The organism is Streptomyces sp. ATexAB-D23 (assembly GCF_000373645.1).
Lineage (GTDB): Bacteria > Actinomycetota > Actinomycetes > Streptomycetales > Streptomycetaceae > Streptomyces > Streptomyces castrisilvae.
Genome location: NZ_KB892010.1, coordinates 28241 through 42133 on the forward strand (window position 1 = coordinate 28241; position 13893 = coordinate 42133).

The 13893-nt window shown below is 71.6% G+C and carries 11 protein-coding genes; 5 read left to right on the forward strand and 6 right to left on the reverse strand.

Annotated elements, in window-relative coordinates:
- Window positions 1-677: 677 nt before the first annotated feature.
- The gene (locus B082_RS0111145) at window positions 678-1958 is read right to left on the reverse strand and encodes a M6 family metalloprotease domain-containing protein (RefSeq protein ID WP_018551875.1); all 1281 of its coding nucleotides are present in this window, start codon (window positions 1956-1958) and stop codon (window positions 678-680) included.
- A gap of 284 nt (window positions 1959-2242) precedes the next feature.
- On the opposite strand from B082_RS0111145, the gene B082_RS0111150 reads away from it, so the two are divergent.
- Window positions 2243-2905, forward strand: a complete 663-nt coding sequence (locus B082_RS0111150; RefSeq protein ID WP_018551876.1) for a TetR/AcrR family transcriptional regulator — start codon at window positions 2243-2245, stop codon at window positions 2903-2905.
- A 186-nt stretch (window positions 2906-3091) separates the two neighbouring features.
- Entirely contained in the window at window positions 3092-4648 is a 1557-nt protein-coding gene (locus B082_RS0111155; protein WP_026249660.1) for an MFS transporter, read from the forward strand.
- 176 nt (window positions 4649-4824) lie between these two features.
- On the opposite strand, the gene B082_RS0111160 is transcribed toward B082_RS0111155, so the two are convergent.
- On the reverse strand, window positions 4825-5337 hold the full coding sequence (locus B082_RS0111160) for a MarR family winged helix-turn-helix transcriptional regulator (RefSeq protein WP_018551878.1): 513 nt from the start codon (window positions 5335-5337) through the stop codon (window positions 4825-4827).
- 136 nt (window positions 5338-5473) lie between these two features.
- Between B082_RS0111160 and B082_RS0111165 the strand changes: the two genes are divergently transcribed.
- Window positions 5474-6253, forward strand: coding sequence for a dioxygenase (locus B082_RS0111165; protein WP_018551879.1), 780 nt, complete (start codon window positions 5474-5476; stop codon window positions 6251-6253).
- 9 nt (window positions 6254-6262) lie between these two features.
- On the opposite strand, the gene B082_RS0111170 is transcribed toward B082_RS0111165, so the two are convergent.
- A complete protein-coding gene (locus B082_RS0111170; RefSeq protein WP_018551880.1) occupies window positions 6263-7321 on the reverse strand; it encodes a questin oxidase family protein in 1059 nt (352 codons plus the stop codon).
- 422 nt (window positions 7322-7743) lie between these two features.
- Between B082_RS0111170 and B082_RS0111175 the strand changes: the two genes are divergently transcribed.
- A complete protein-coding gene (locus tag B082_RS0111175) occupies window positions 7744-8742 on the forward strand; it encodes a sigma-70 family RNA polymerase sigma factor (RefSeq protein ID WP_026249661.1) in 999 nt (332 codons plus the stop codon).
- A gap of 151 nt (window positions 8743-8893) precedes the next feature.
- Here B082_RS0111175 and B082_RS0111180 read toward each other — a convergent pair whose 3' ends face one another.
- Window positions 8894-9853, reverse strand: coding sequence for a helix-turn-helix transcriptional regulator (locus tag B082_RS0111180; RefSeq protein ID WP_018551882.1), 960 nt, complete (start codon window positions 9851-9853; stop codon window positions 8894-8896).
- Window positions 9854-9915: 62 nt separating this feature from the next.
- Here B082_RS0111180 and B082_RS0111185 point away from each other — a divergent pair, with 62 nt between their 5' ends.
- On the forward strand, window positions 9916-11529 hold the full coding sequence (locus tag B082_RS0111185; protein ID WP_018551883.1) for an MFS transporter: 1614 nt from the start codon (window positions 9916-9918) through the stop codon (window positions 11527-11529).
- A gap of 303 nt (window positions 11530-11832) precedes the next feature.
- Here B082_RS0111185 and B082_RS0111190 read toward each other — a convergent pair whose 3' ends face one another.
- Together B082_RS0111190 and B082_RS0111195 are read right to left on the reverse strand one after the other, a co-directional pair.
- Entirely contained in the window at window positions 11833-12585 is a 753-nt protein-coding gene (locus B082_RS0111190) for a DUF6227 family protein (protein WP_018551884.1), read from the reverse strand.
- Between the two features lie 133 nt (window positions 12586-12718).
- Window positions 12719-13816 carry a P1 family peptidase gene (locus B082_RS0111195; RefSeq protein ID WP_018551885.1) on the reverse strand — a complete coding sequence of 366 codons (1098 nt, stop codon included), beginning with the start codon at window positions 13814-13816 and terminating at the stop codon, window positions 12719-12721.
- Between the last annotated feature and the right edge of the window lie 77 nt (window positions 13817-13893).

The following is a 13893-nucleotide window of genomic DNA, read 5'->3' on the forward strand; positions in this document are numbered from 1 at the left end:
GCTCGTGACGGCCGCAATCAATAGGGTTGCCCGCGGAAGGCTGGTTCGCGAAGGACTTGGATCGCCTCCCTGTGGCACGCCCGCCCCACCGATCTGATCGATGCGGCATCCGCCTACCGGGACCTCACAATGAGGCTCCGTAAGGACCTCGAGACCGGCGTCCCGCACTACTGGGTGCATCGAGGACAGGGCCCACCGTGCGGAAAGGCGCATGCAACGCAGCGCACATGACGGCCAGCGCAGCGCGAACTGCTATCGATTGGTGCATGGCACGACGGCGTCCTGTACTGATGCCTTGGAGCCGGTCCCCGCAGCGGGCACCCCAGTGCTGGGTCGCGTGCGTACAAGCCGGGGGCGTTTTGAAATCCCGGGTGGCCCGTTTCGGAGGCGTCCGCGTTAAGGCGCTGACCTGGGCCTGGAGCGTTTTCGACAGATCCCACGAAGGCGGGGAACTGTCCGAAGTGTGTCGAACGGGCGCCATGTGCGGAGCCGGTTCCCGACGCGTTCGGGCAGGGTGGCGATCGGCCTGTGGTGGCCTGCTCGCCGCCGCCAGTGTAGCGGGTGGCGTTCTCGGCGTACCGGGGGTTCGGGCGCAGGGGTGGTGCTCCTCGGCGACGGTGCGTGCGGCGTCGGGCGCGGCCCTGCGGTGATCGTTCACGCCGGCCGGCCGCTCGCGGCTAGGGCCGTGTCACCTGCACCCGGTAGTCCCCCTTGGCGTCCTTCTCCAGTACCGAGATGCGTATCCCGTTGGCGCGGTCCGTGAAGGTTTCGCCGGGCTGGAACGCCGCGTCGGAGAGTTCGGCGTGGACGTTGGGGAGGCGGGTGCAGCCGGGGCTGTCCTTGGTGCTGTCGGCCACGGAGACCGGGCCCTGGCCTGTGTCCACGTCGGAGTTCACCTTGTAGATGAGGACGCCGGGGCGGCAGACCGCCTGGTCGTTGCCCGCCTGGGTGCGGACTTCGACGGCGTAGCCGGATTCGGCGGTCAGGGGGACGAAGGCAAGCTTCAGGCCGCCGCGGGTGGCCAGGGGTTCCAGGACGTGGTCCGTGGTGCCGGGGCGGGCGGCGCAGCTGACCTGGTCGTTGTCGAGCCAGCCGAGCTTCCACTTGTGCCAGCCCAGCAGGTCGTTGTTGGCGCCCCAGTCCTCGGACATGATGTCCCAGTGCCCGACCGAGCCGCCGCCCTCCACCGTGTAGAGGTCGGGCAGGCCGAAGACGTGGCCGTTCTCGTGGGGCAGGACGCGGTATCCGGTCTGGGCGTACGAGCCCGAGCCGTCGTCCTGGCGGCTGTAGACGAAGGACGTGTTGGCGAGCGGCACCCCGTCGGCGAGGGGGGCTTCGTCGTTGCCCGAGAAGGTCACCGACAGCACGGTGTCCAGCGCCGAGGGGCCGGCGTTCGGGGTGACCAGGATGTTGACCAGGTCGTACTCGGTGAAGTCCACCTTCGGGTCGGCGGCGGCGACGATGTCGTTGACCAGGTGGCGGTAGCCCGGTTCGTACGGGGAGCCGCGCTCGATTCCGTACTCCGCGAAGGGCAGCGGCATCCGCAGCCACGAGGTGATCGGGGCCTCGGGTATATAGGTGAGCCGGCCGTAGGAGCTCGTGCGGAACCAGTCCGTGGTCTGGGGGAAGAATTCGGCGAGGCGGTCCTTCGCCGGCTCCGTGCCCGGGGCGTCCGGGAAGTCGATCATCAGGTTCAGGGCGTGGACCTGGCCGGTGGAGCGCGCGTAGCCGGGCTGGGTCGGCATGCCCTCCGACATCTGTACGCCCATGGAAGAGGCGATCCGGCACGGGCCGAGGCCGGTCGCCAGGGGGGCCGTGGCCGCCGGACCCGCCGAGGCCCTGCTGGGCAGTGGCAGGGTGCTGCTCGCCGTCGCCAGTGCCGCGATGACCAGGGCCGTTGCGGCGCCGAGTGCGACCGGGCGGCGGTGCTTGCGTATCCGGTGGCGTGGCTGCTGCATAGAGGCGCCTTCGGGGCCGCGGCAGCCGGCCGACCCTGACTGCGCTCTGTCGTCAGCCTCTGCCGGGTGATCGCGGGGCGCTCGCTGGGTGCGCCGATCGGTTGGTTTTTCCGATGGTTCCCCGATGGCGTATCCGGTGCGGCGGGTGGAGTGACGCAGGTCACAAAAGGTGCGGAAATAAGTGGGGAGGCCTTCCCCGTTTGCACTCGTGTCCCCGCGAAACGGGGAGGCGGTCCCCGGTTCGTTTCCGGCCGGGCCGCCCCGGAAGAGTAAGGAGCGCCGCCGTGGTTCCCGCCGCCCGTACCGCCACCGCACCGGCTCAGTCGCGCACGCCCCGGCCGAGGGCCGACGCGCTGCGCAACCGGGAGCGGATCGTGACGGCCGCGCGCGAGATGTTCGTCGAGTTCGGGCCGGAAGCGCCGCTCGACGAGGTCGCCCGCCGCGCGGGCGTCGGCAACGCCACCCTCTACCGGAACTTCCCCGACCGCGCCGCACTGATCCACGAGGTCGTGCTCTCGGTCACCTCCCGCACCACCGACCGCGCCGAGGAGGCCGCAGCCGAGGAGGCGGACCCCTTCGCCGCCCTCAGCCGCTTCGTCCACGCGGCGGCCGACGAACGCATCGGGGCCCTGTGCCCCATGCTGTCCGGCGGCTTCGACAAGGACCATCCCGAACTGCTCGCCGAGCGCCGGCGCCTCGAAGAGGCCGTCGAAGGGCTCGTCGCGCGCGCCATGTCCGCGGGGCGTCTGCGTACCGACATCGCCGTCGGAGACGTACTGGTCGCCCTCTCCCAGCTCACCCGGCCGCTGCCGGGCATCGCCTGCCCGAACATCGACCGGTTCACCCACCGCCACATCCAGCTGCTCCTGGACGGACTGGAGGCCCCGGCCCGGTCCGTGCTCCCCGGAACAGCGGCGACCTTGGAGGACCTGCGGCGCCGGATGTGATCCGAGCCCCGCTCCCTTCCTCTTCACCCTCACCCTCACCCTCACCCCGCCCCTGACCCGAGCCTGACCCGAGCCTGACCGACTCCGTCCGTCCTCCCTTCCTTCCTCCTTTCGCCGTGCCTTCGACGAACGAGCGCACGGTTGACGATCCCGCGCGCCCCGGCGCGTCCCTAGGTGGCTACTCCCATGTCGAAAACAGCTGATATCCAACTCCCCGACCCCAGCCGCTGGAAAGCGCTGGCGTTCATCGCGCTCGCGCAGCTGATGGTCGTGCTCGACGCCACGATCGTGAACATCGCCCTGCCGCACGCGCAGACCGACCTCGGTATCACCGACGCCAACAAGCAGTGGGTCATCACCGCCTACGCCCTCGCCTTCGGCGGGCTGCTGCTCTTCGGCGGGCGCATCGCCGACCTCTGGGGCCGCAAGCGCACCTTCGTCGTCGGGCTCGTCGGCTTCGCGCTGGCCTCCGCGCTCGGCGGCGCGGCACAGAACCAGGGCATGCTGTTCGGCTCCCGCGCACTCCAAGGCGTGTTCGGCGCGCTGCTCGCGCCCGCCGCGCTCTCGCTGCTCGCGGTGATGTTCACCGATGCCAAGGAGCGCGCCAAGGCGTTCGGCATCTACGGGGCGATCGCCGGTGGCGGTGGCGCCGTCGGCCTGATCCTCGGCGGTCTGCTCACCCAGACGCTGAACTGGCGCTGGACGTTCTTCGTCAACATCCCGTTCGCGATTGTCGCCGCAGCCGGTGCCTACTTCGTCATCCGCGAGCCCGCCGGCAGCCGTAACCGCTCCTCGCTGGACATCCCGGGCGTCGTCCTGTCCGCGCTGGGCCTGGTCTCGCTGGTGTACGGATTCACCCGCGCCGAGTCCGCGGGCTGGTCGGACGGGCTGACCATCGGCACGTTCGTCGCCTCCGGCGTCCTGCTGCTGGCCTTCGTCCTGACCGAATCCCGGGTCAAGTCGCCGCTGCTGCCGCTGCGCGTCGTGATGGACCGCAACCGCGGTGGCGTCTACCTCTCGCTGGGCCTGGCCGTCATCGCGATGTTCGGCCTGTTCCTCTTCCTCACGTACTACCTCCAGGTCGTCAAGGGCTACTCGCCGATCAAGACCGGCTTCGCCTTCATGCCCATGATCGCGGGCATGATCACCGGGTCCACGCAGATCGGCGCCCGGCTGATGACGCGGGTCCCGGCCCGCAAGCTGATGGGTCCCGGCTTCCTGACCGCCGCCGTCGGCATGCTGCTGCTGACGCGCCTGGGCATCGACTCCTCGTACGCGGCGGTCATCCTGCCGGGCCAGCTCCTGCTGGGTCTGGGCATGGGTACGGCGTTCATGCCGGCCATGTCGCTGGCCACGCACGGGGTCGAGGCGCGGGACGCGGGTGTCGCCTCCGCGATGGTCAACACCTCGCAGCAGGTCGGCGGTGCGATCGGTACGGCCCTGCTGAACACGATCGCCGCCTCGGCCGCCACGGCGTACGCCACCTCGCACGCCGCGCTCGGTGCCAGTGACCCGGAGCTGCTGAAGCTCCAGTCGATGGTGCACGGCTTCACCGGTGCCATTTGGTGGGCCGTCGGCATCCTCGTGGTGGCCGCCGGGATCGCGCTGACCTTCATCAACGCCGGACGTCCGGCCGCGACCGGTACGTCCGCGGGCTCCGGCTCCGGCTCCGGCTCCGGTTCCGGTTCCGGTGACGCGGACGGTGTCGAGGACGAGGTCAGGATTCCGGTCGTCGCCCACTGAGCCGCTGCCGGCTGGTCCACCGCCGGCCGGTCCACTGCTGGCTGGTCCACCGCCGGCAGGTTCACTGCCGGCCGACCCACCGCCGGCTGGCCACCGCCGAGCCGATACGTTTCTGCCCCGGTCCCGTCGTGTCGTACGACGGGACCGGGGCAGAAGTGCGTGGAGGGGCGGCCGGGTCAGCGCAGCCAGGGCAGGTCGGCGTCCGCGCAATCGGGCTGCAGTCCGGCGGCCAGGACCTGCATGATCTCGCCGAGCGAGCGCACCTGCTCCGGGGTCAGGCGGTCGAACATCGCCTGGCGGACGGCCTTCACATGGCCGGGCGCGGAGCGGCGCAGCATCTCGTGGCCCTCGTCGGTGAGGACCGCGTTCTGGCCGCGCTTGTCGGAGGGGCAGTCCTCGCGGCGTACCCAGCCGTTCTTCTCCAGCCGGGCGACGGCGTGCGAGAGCCGGGAGCGGGTGATCTTGGCGTCCTTGGCCAGCTCGGTCATCCGCTTCTGGTGGCGGGGTGCCTGCGAGAGCTGGACGAGCAGGCCGTAGTAGATGTGCGGCATGCCGGCATCGCCCTGCAGCTGGCGGTCGAGGTGATCCTCCAGGAGCGTGGTGGCGTGCAGGTACGCCCGCCAGACGCATTGTTCTTCGTCGGTGAGCCAGCGCGGCGCACCGGTTGATGCCGTGGTCATGTACTCCACTGTACGACCTTTTCTTGAAAGTTGAACAAGATAGAGCTAAGGTCTCTCAAGGTAGGAGCTTGAAGATTAAAGCATCCTTCCTTCTGAAGCCTTCCAGTAGAAGACTTACCTTGAGTAGCAGCAGATGGGGAGTGTCATGACTGTCACCGCGGAGCGCATGCCCGCCCTCTATCTCTCCCACGGCGCCCCGCCCCTGGCCGACGACCCGGTCTGGCCCGGCGAGCTGGCCGCCTGGTCGGCTCGGCTGCCGCGCCCCACCGCCGTCCTCATGGTCTCCGCGCACTGGGAGGAGGCCCCGCTCGCACTCGGCGCGACCGAGACGGTCCCGCTGGTCTACGACTTCTGGGGCTTCCCCGACCACTACTACCAGGTGCGTTACGCCGCCCCGGGCGCCCCGCGCCTGGCCGAGAGCGTGCGCAAACTGCTGCGCGGCGCCGGTACGCCGGTCCAGGACATCCCGGACCGCGGCCTCGACCACGGGGCGTACGTACCGCTGGTCGAGATGTTCCCCGACGCCGACATCCCCGTACTCCAGATCTCCCTGCCGACGCTCGACCCGCAGAAGCTGATGGACATCGGGCGCAAGCTCGCCCCGCTGCGCGACGAGGGCGTGCTGATCGTCGGCAGCGGCTTCTTCACGCACAACCTCGCCGCCCTGCGGCACGCGGGCTCCACCCCCGGCTGGTCGGCGGAGTTCGACGACTGGGGGCAGCGCGCGCTCCAGGAGCAGGACATCGACGCCCTCCTGGACTTCCAGCACAAGTCCCCGGCCGGCCGCCTGGCCCACCCCCGCACCGAGCACTTCGCCCCCCTCTTCGTCACACTCGGCGCCTCCGAGCAGGAACTCGATCAGGGGCGCAGCGTGATCGACGGCTTCTGGATGGGCCTGGCCAAGCGCTCGGTGCAGTACGGGTGAGCAGCGCCTTCAGAGCACCGGCGGGTTCAGCTCCACCGAGCGCAGCGCGGCCGTCAGGGCTGTCGCGTCGCCCACGTCCAGCGCGGTGTCCGTGAACTTGATGGTGTGGTCGTCGCCGTGCGCAGCCGCCCGCGCGAACACCTCCTCGGCCGACAGCGTTCCGGATCCGTCCGGAACGGCCACGGGCAGGGGCAGGGCGGGGGAGTAGGCCGCGGTGACCGCCGCGCTCGCCGCCCACGCCGCGCCCACACTCGGCTCCCACAGCTCGCGCGGCAGCGCGGGCAGCGTGCGCAGCACGGCGTTGGGCGCGGTCGCCGCGTGCACCAGCATGATCGGTTCGCCGTGCCCGTACGCCGCATAGCGGTGGGTGGCGGCCCGCACCAGCTCCGCCAGCCGGGCACGCGCCTCGTCGGGGCCGGTCACGGGCCGGCCGGGCCACTGCGGGAACGCCGTGAGCTGGTCCAGTCGCGCCCGGATGCCGCCGCTCCGGTCCGGTACCGGCACCACGGCGTCCAGCGCGGCCCCGGCGCTCGGGGCCGGGGCGAGCGGGGCCAGTGGGGGCAGCGGCTGGTGGCGGGCCGCCCAGTAGCCGAGCGCGTGGGCCAGCTCCCTGACCCGGGGGCCGTTCTCCTCCGTGGTCAGCAGGGTGCGCACGCTGTGGCCGACCCGGATCACCGGGTGCGTGGCGCCGCCCGCGATGCCGGGGAGCAGCCGGGGCCACCACTCGGCGAGGACCTCGCGCCAGGGGCGGGCGGCCGTCTCCCGCTCGAAGTGCACCGCCCAGTCGGCGATGCGGCGTGGGTCGCCGAGGGCCTCGTGCCAGTTCGCGGGGGTGATCTCGGCGAAGCGGTCCGGCATGTCCTCCAGCTTCTGCCGGTAGTGGTCCAGCCAGCGGTGCACGCCCGGGGCCTGCCCGTGGTGGACCAGGGCCTCCACGGCCATGGGGGCGTGATTGCTCAGCCAGCCGTGCCGCTCGGGGCCGAAGGAGTGGAGCCGTTCCAGTGCCTCGTCCAGCGTGCCGGAGGTGTCGGGTGCGGTGCGCGGTGTGCCGGGTGTCGTCTCGTCCATACACGGTCACGCTAGGCAGCGCGTACCGATCCGGTAACCGGCTGTGGTCCCGGGCGGAGCGGGCCGCGGGGACTAGGACCGCGGTCCCGGACGTTCGTAGTCGAGTGGGTGCGCCGGAGGCGTACGACACGGGTCCGCGTTCCTGAGCAACCGGGCACCCATGACCGGACGTCTACCGGGGTACGAGCGCCAACGGGCGGCAGCGAGCGCCGACGGGGTCCCGAAAAGTCCCGGACAGCCGCTGCGACCTGCACGTTCGTGCTCAGCCGCACCGAGTGCCCGCCCCGGTGGTGCGACAGGGTACTGCATGATCGCGAAATTGAATGCCGGGCATGGGAATTCTGTCCGGATTCCAGTCGTTGTTTCCAACGGATGCAGGGCACCCGAGAGGGTGTCGCGACCTACTCAGCAAGGGAGCACGCATGGCAACCCGTGCCGTCGCCCGTCGTTCGTCCGCCACGGGCGGGACCAACCGGGCGAGCAGTGTTCGCGCCGTGGGCGGAGAGATCGCCGATCGCGACCTGGTCGGCATGTACCTGGACGAGATAGCGCGTACGCCGCTGCTCGACGCCGCCAAGGAGGTCGAGCTCTCCCAGGCCGTCGAGGCGGGCGTCTACGCCGGCCGGATCCTCGACGGCTCGGTCGAGAGCGAGGCCGGCGGTGCCTCGCGCGAGGAGCTGGAGGCGCTGGTCGCCGAGGGCGAGCGCGCCAAGGACATATTCATCCGTTCCAACCTCCGCCTCGTCGTCGCCGTCGCCCGCCGCTACCCGCGGGCCGGGCTCCCCCTGCTCGACCTGATCCAGGAGGGCAACGCGGGCCTGGTGCGCGCGGTCGAGAAGTTCGACTACGCCAAGGGCTTCAAGTTCTCCACGTACGCCACGTGGTGGATCCGCCAGGCCATCACCCGCTCCATAGCCGACCAGTCGCGCACGATCCGGCTCCCCGTCCACCTGGTGGAGGAGCTGGGCCGTATCCGTCGCGTGCAGCGCGAATTCAACCGCGAGCACGGACGCGACCCGGAGCACGCGGAGATCGCCGCCGAGCTGGACTCCACGCCGGGGCGCGTCGGTGACGTCCTGGACTGGGCCCGTGACCCGGTCAGCCTCAACATGTCCGTGGACGACGAGGGCGACACGCAGTTCGGCGACCTGTTGGAGGACACCTCCGCTGTCTCGCCCGAGCAGTCGGTGCTCACGCTGCTGCGCAGCGAGGAGCTGGAAGACCTCATCGGCAAGCTCGACAACCGGACCGCGTCGATCATCCGCATGCGGTACGGCATCGAGGACGGCCGCGAGCGGACCCTGACCGAAGTGGGCAAGCAGCACGGCCTCACCCGGGAGCGCATCCGCCAGATCGAGAAGCACGCACTGCTCGAATTGAAGCGAATGGCTCACGACACGGGCTTTGACGCTGCGGCGTGAGCCCGAGTCCAGTAACCTCCGAATTGGGCCGCTTCACCTGGCCCCCCTGAGCTGAGTCCCGGCGCCCACCCCCCCCTGGCGCCGGGGCTCATTCTTTTGCGCTCGCCTTCTCCGCGCGCGCTTTCTTCTGTACGCGCCCCGCTCGCAGCCGTCAGGAGGCAGCCGCGCGGGTGAGCCGGGAGCCCAGGTCGTGCAGGTAGGCCACCAGCTGCGGCGGCTCGTGCGCGGTGAACTCGCAGTCCACCAGTGCCAGGCGCACCGCCACCCACTCCAGCGAGTCCCGCAGCACACCACGCAACCGGCAGCCGCCCTCCCCCTCGGGCTCCAGCGATCCGAGCGCACCGGGCAGCCGCGAGGCGACGAACTCCACCGGAGCCGCGAAGCTCACATCCACCGCCAGCTCGTGCCGGCGCGCCATCGAACTGCTCAGGAACTCCGCCGCGTCACCCGCGGGCAGCTCCCGCGGCGCGAACCGCGACCCCGTCGCGAACGGCTCGCTCACCCGGTCCACCCGGAAGGTGCGCCATGCCTCCCGCTCCAGGTCGTACGCCACCAGATACCAGCGCCACCCGGTGCTCACCAGCCGGTACGGCTCGACCTGGCGCCTCGTCTCGGCACCGTCCCCCGCGCGGTAGGCGAACCGCAGCCGTTCCCGGCCGGTGACCGCCGATGCCATCACCGTCAGCGTCTGCGGATCGATCGTCGAACCGTCGCCCCTGGCCAGCGGCACCGTCGCGTTCTGAAGGGTGGAGACGCGGTGGCGCAGCCGGGAGGGCAGCACCTGCTCCAGCTTGGCCAGCGCGCGTACGGAGGCCTCGTCCACGCCCTCGATGGCATGGCCGGCACCGGCCCGCAGCCCCACCGCGATGGCCACCGCCTCCTCGTCGTCCAGCAGCAGCGGGGGCATGGCGGTGCCGGCCACGAGCCGGTAGCCGCCGACCGAGCCGCGCGAAGCCTCGACCGGATAGCCCAGGTCACGCAGGCGGTCGATGTCGCGGCGGATGGTGCGCGGGCTGACGGCGAGCCGTTCGGCCAGCTCGCTGCCCGGCCACTCGCGCGGCGTCTGGAGCAGTGACAGCAGATTCAGCAGTCGTGCCGGGGTATCGGTCATGTCACTCAGGATGCGCGCCCATTGGGTCATGACCTGACCTAGTTGCCGTTTAAGTTCTTCACATGACTTCCTCCGCACCTCTGCCGTCGCCTGCGGTCGCCTCCGCGCCGGCCCCGGCCCCGTCGGACCGCCGCCGGTGGTTCGCCCTGGCCATCGTGATGACCGCGGCCTTCATGGACCTGGTCGACGTCACGATCGTCAACATCGCCATCCCCAGCATCGAGCGGGACACCGGCGCCTCGTTCAGCTCGATCCAGTGGATCGTTGCCGGTTACGCCCTGGCCTTCGCCGCCGGGCTGATCACCGGCGGCCGGCTCGGCGACATCTACGGCCGCAAGCGCCTCTTCCTCATCGGGATAGGCGGCTTCACCCTCGCCTCCGCGCTCTGCGGATTCGCCGCCAACCCGGAGATGCTGGTCGCCTCCCGTTTCCTCCAGGGGGCCACGGCGGCGCTGATGGTGCCCCAGGTGCTGTCGATCGTGCACGCCACCTTCCCCGCCCACGAACGCGGCAAGGTCTTCGGCCTCTTCGGTGCGATCGTCGGCCTCGGCGCGGTCTCCGGGCCGCTGCTGGGCGCCCTGCTCACCGAGTGGAACATCGCCGGCCTGGAATGGCGCCCGATCTTCCTCATCAACCTGCCCGTCGGCATCATCGGCCTGGTCCTCGGCAGCAAATACATCAGCGAGTCCAAGTCGCCCAAGGCGCTGCGCCTCGACCTGACCGGCGTCGTGCTGGTGACGCTCGGCATGCTGATGCTGATCTACCCGCTGACCCGGGGCCGCGAGCTGGGCTGGCCGCTGTGGGGCTACCTGTCGATGGCCGGAAGCGTCCTCGTCTTCCTCGTCCTCGTGCTGTTCGAGCGTGCCAAGGGCAGCCGGGACGGCTCGCCGCTGGTCGAGCTGTCGCTGTTCCGGGTCCGGAGCTTCGCCGCCGGTATCGCCGTGCAGCTGACCTTCGGCATCGGACTCGGGATCTTCTTCCTGGTCTGGACGCTGTACATGCAGCAGGGGCTCGGCTGGAGCGCCCTGAAGGCCGGCACGACCGGCATTCCGTTCTCCGTCTCCGTCTCGGTCGCCGCCGGCCTCTCCGTGCAGAAGCTGGTGCCCCGCTTCGGCCGCAAGGTCCTCCAGGCGGGGGCGCTGCTCATGGCCGCCGGTCTGCTGCTCTACATCTGGGAGTCCGGCCACTACGGCATGGGGATCACGTCCTGGCAGATGGCGCTGCCGCTCGTGGTCATGGGTGTCGGCATGGGCCTGATCGTGGCCCCGCTGGCCGACGCGGTGCTCTCCGAGGTGCCCAAGGAGCACTCCGGTTCCGCCTCCGGTCTGTTCAACACCGTCCAGCAGATGGGCAACGCTCTCGGGCTCGGTCTGGTCTCCGTCGTCTTCTTCGGGGCGATCGGCGACCGGCTCACCCCGGCACAGGTGGGCCCGGCGTTCGCCGACGCCTTCGAGCAGTCGCTGTGGTGGGTGGCCGGGGTGCTGCTCGTGATCTTCGTGGTGATGTTCGCGCTGCCGGCCAGGCCGAAGCAGCACGTGGAGGGCGCCGACGAGGAGGCCGTCGAGGCCCCGGCCGGTGAACTCGCGGGCGGGTCCGCGGAGAACCCCGTGGGCGGTGGGCCTGCGGCGAACGACGATGCCGGGGAGGCCGCCGGGGAGCCCGTGCTGACGCACTGAGCCACGGCGTTACGCGGCAGAGGCGACCGGTGCCCGCGTCCCCCCGAGGGACGCGGGCACCGGCATGCGCGGGGCCCGGCCGGCGTGTGGGGTCGGCCGGGGCACGGGGGGGCGACGACTGCGCGCACGGGGGCTGCCCGGGGCACGGGGGCTGCCCGGGGCGTCCCGGCCGCCCGCCGCGCCGCGCCCCGGCCGCCCGCCGCGTCCCGGCCGATCGGCGGGCCGGGTGCCGGCAGTCGCGCGCGGGGGCCGGTGGTGGACCGGGTGCCGGCAGCTGCGCGCGGGCGGTGGGCCGGGTGCAGGTCAGCAGATGCGCGTACGGCTCTCCATCGCGCCGCGTGCCGTCTCCTCGTCGCCGTACACCTCACACATGTGGCGGCCGTCCGGCGTCGCCGTGTGCTCGACCTCCCACAGGCTCGTCTCGCTCCCGTCGAGGAGCAGGAACGCGTGCTCGTACAGCGTGAAGCCCGCGTTCCGTCCGTCGACCTGGCACTGGCGGCCGAAGACCTGCGTGATGTGGTGGGCGAAGGCCGCCCGCAGCAGATGGGCGGTCGCCTCGCCCGGCCCGTCGCCGTTCTCCGCGCGGCGCAGGACCCGGCGGGCGTGGTCCGCGGAATTGTCCGGGGCGTACATCCGGGGCAGCGGCGGCGGGGGAGCGGCCATCAGGGCGGACAGGATCTCCAGGTCAGCCTGCGCGCCGGCGTCCCCGAAGTCGGGGGCTTCCCACAGGCCGCCGGTCATCCGGGCGGCGGCGATCTGGGCGTCGGCCTCGTCGTCGTACAGCTCGTGCTGCCGGGTGTCGGGATGCCCGGCGCCGCGAGGTCCGCCCCGCACCAGCTCCCACAGCGTGAGCGCCGAGCCGTCGCTCAGCAGATATGTATGCCGGTAGGTCTCGCGGTGCAGGGTGGCGCTGTGGTGGGAGGAGTGCAGGGAGCTGCTGTGGGCCAGCGCGGTGCCCAGCCGCTCCATCGTGCTGTCGGGCAGGTCGAACGAGTTGAGAGCCCGTCGCAGGAGTCGTTCGAGGTGCTGCTCGGTTGTCTCGTACGGATCGCTCAAGGTGCTGTCTCCAGGCCGTCGCCGCGTGTGACGTGATGCGTGCATAACGTAGCCCCTGAGGCTGACATCGGGACCGGGGTTCGGGAAAACGTATGGCGCACACGGAAGGTTCCACGTGTCCACCCGAACTTCCTTACGTCGACGGCGATTCGGTTCCCCCGCCGGGGCCGTGCGGCTCCCGCCCCGTGCGCCGGAGCGTCCCGTAGAGGTCGCTGTACGCCGGACAGGCGCCCCCGCCGTCGCGGCCGTCGGTGCCCGAGGCCGCCCGCACCGCCTTCACAATGGCCCGCGCCACGACCTCCGCACCCGCCGCGAGCAGGGGATTGAGCGCGACCGGGTTCTCCGCGTCCAGCGCCTGCCGACCGGTGGCCAGCGCGAAAACGGTGTCCCCGTCGGTCAGCAGGTGCACGGGCCGGATGGCGCGGGCCAGCCCGTCGTGCGCCGTCCCGGCGAGCTTCTGGGCCTGTGCGCGGCTGAGATCGGCATCGGTGGCGACGACGGCGAGCGTGGTGTTGAGCGGGGGGCGCGTGTCCGCGTCGCGCGCCTGTGCCAGGCGCCGTTGCGCCGCCTCGTGGACCCCGGTGGGCGGGGCGACGGCCGGCTCGGCGCCGCCGTACTCCCCGTACAGCACCCCGGTACGGGGATCGAGCACCGAACCCGCCGCGTTCACCACGACCAGCGCGCCCACGGTGTGCCCGGACGGCAACAGGACGCTCGCGGTCCCCACCCCGCCCTTCAGCTGCCCCGCGACCGCCCCCGTGCCCGCGCCCACGCACCCCTCGGCGACCACCGCGCCGGCCTCGGAGCCCGCCGCGGCCTCCACCGCCGCCCGGCCCGTCGAGGCGTCCGGCCTGGCCCGCCAGTCGCCGCCCCGGCCCAGGTCGAACACGCAGGCCGTCGGCACCACTGGAACGACCTGCGCCGGATCGGCCCCCACCCGCACCCCGCGGCCCCGCTCCTCCAGCCAGGCCATCACCCCGGACGCCGCGTCCAGCCCGTACGCACTGCCCCCGGTGAGGACGACCGCGTCGATGCGCTGCACCAGGTTGCGCGGGTCCAGCGCGTCCGTCTCCCGGGTCCCGGGCCCGCCGCCGCGCACATCGACGGCCGCCACCGCACCGCCCTCCGGCGCGAGCACCACGGTCGTACCGCTGAGCGCCCCCTTGCCGGGGACCTGGGCATGCCCGACGCGCAGCCCGGCCACATCGGTGAGCGCATCCTGACGGGCCATCGGTACTCCTCGGTGACGGTGACGGTGACGGTGACGGGGGCGGGGGCGGTGACGAGGCGGGGGCACGGGCTGGAGTA

Coding starts and splice junctions, on each gene's coding strand:
- B082_RS0111145 (WP_018551875.1), bottom strand. CDS start 1,958: ATGCAGCAGCCACGCCACCGGATACGCAAGCACCGCCGCCCGGTCGCA.
- B082_RS0111155 (WP_026249660.1), top strand. CDS start 3,092: ATGTCGAAAACAGCTGATATCCAACTCCCCGACCCCAGCCGCTGGAAA.
- B082_RS0111165 (WP_018551879.1), top strand. CDS start 5,474: ATGACTGTCACCGCGGAGCGCATGCCCGCCCTCTATCTCTCCCACGGC.
- B082_RS0111170 (WP_018551880.1), bottom strand. CDS start 7,321: ATGGACGAGACGACACCCGGCACACCGCGCACCGCACCCGACACCTCC.
- B082_RS0111175 (WP_026249661.1), top strand. CDS start 7,744: ATGGCAACCCGTGCCGTCGCCCGTCGTTCGTCCGCCACGGGCGGGACC.
- B082_RS0111180 (WP_018551882.1), bottom strand. CDS start 9,853: ATGACCGATACCCCGGCACGACTGCTGAATCTGCTGTCACTGCTCCAG.
- B082_RS0111185 (WP_018551883.1), top strand. CDS start 9,916: ATGACTTCCTCCGCACCTCTGCCGTCGCCTGCGGTCGCCTCCGCGCCG.
- B082_RS0111195 (WP_018551885.1), bottom strand. CDS start 13,816: ATGGCCCGTCAGGATGCGCTCACCGATGTGGCCGGGCTGCGCGTCGGG.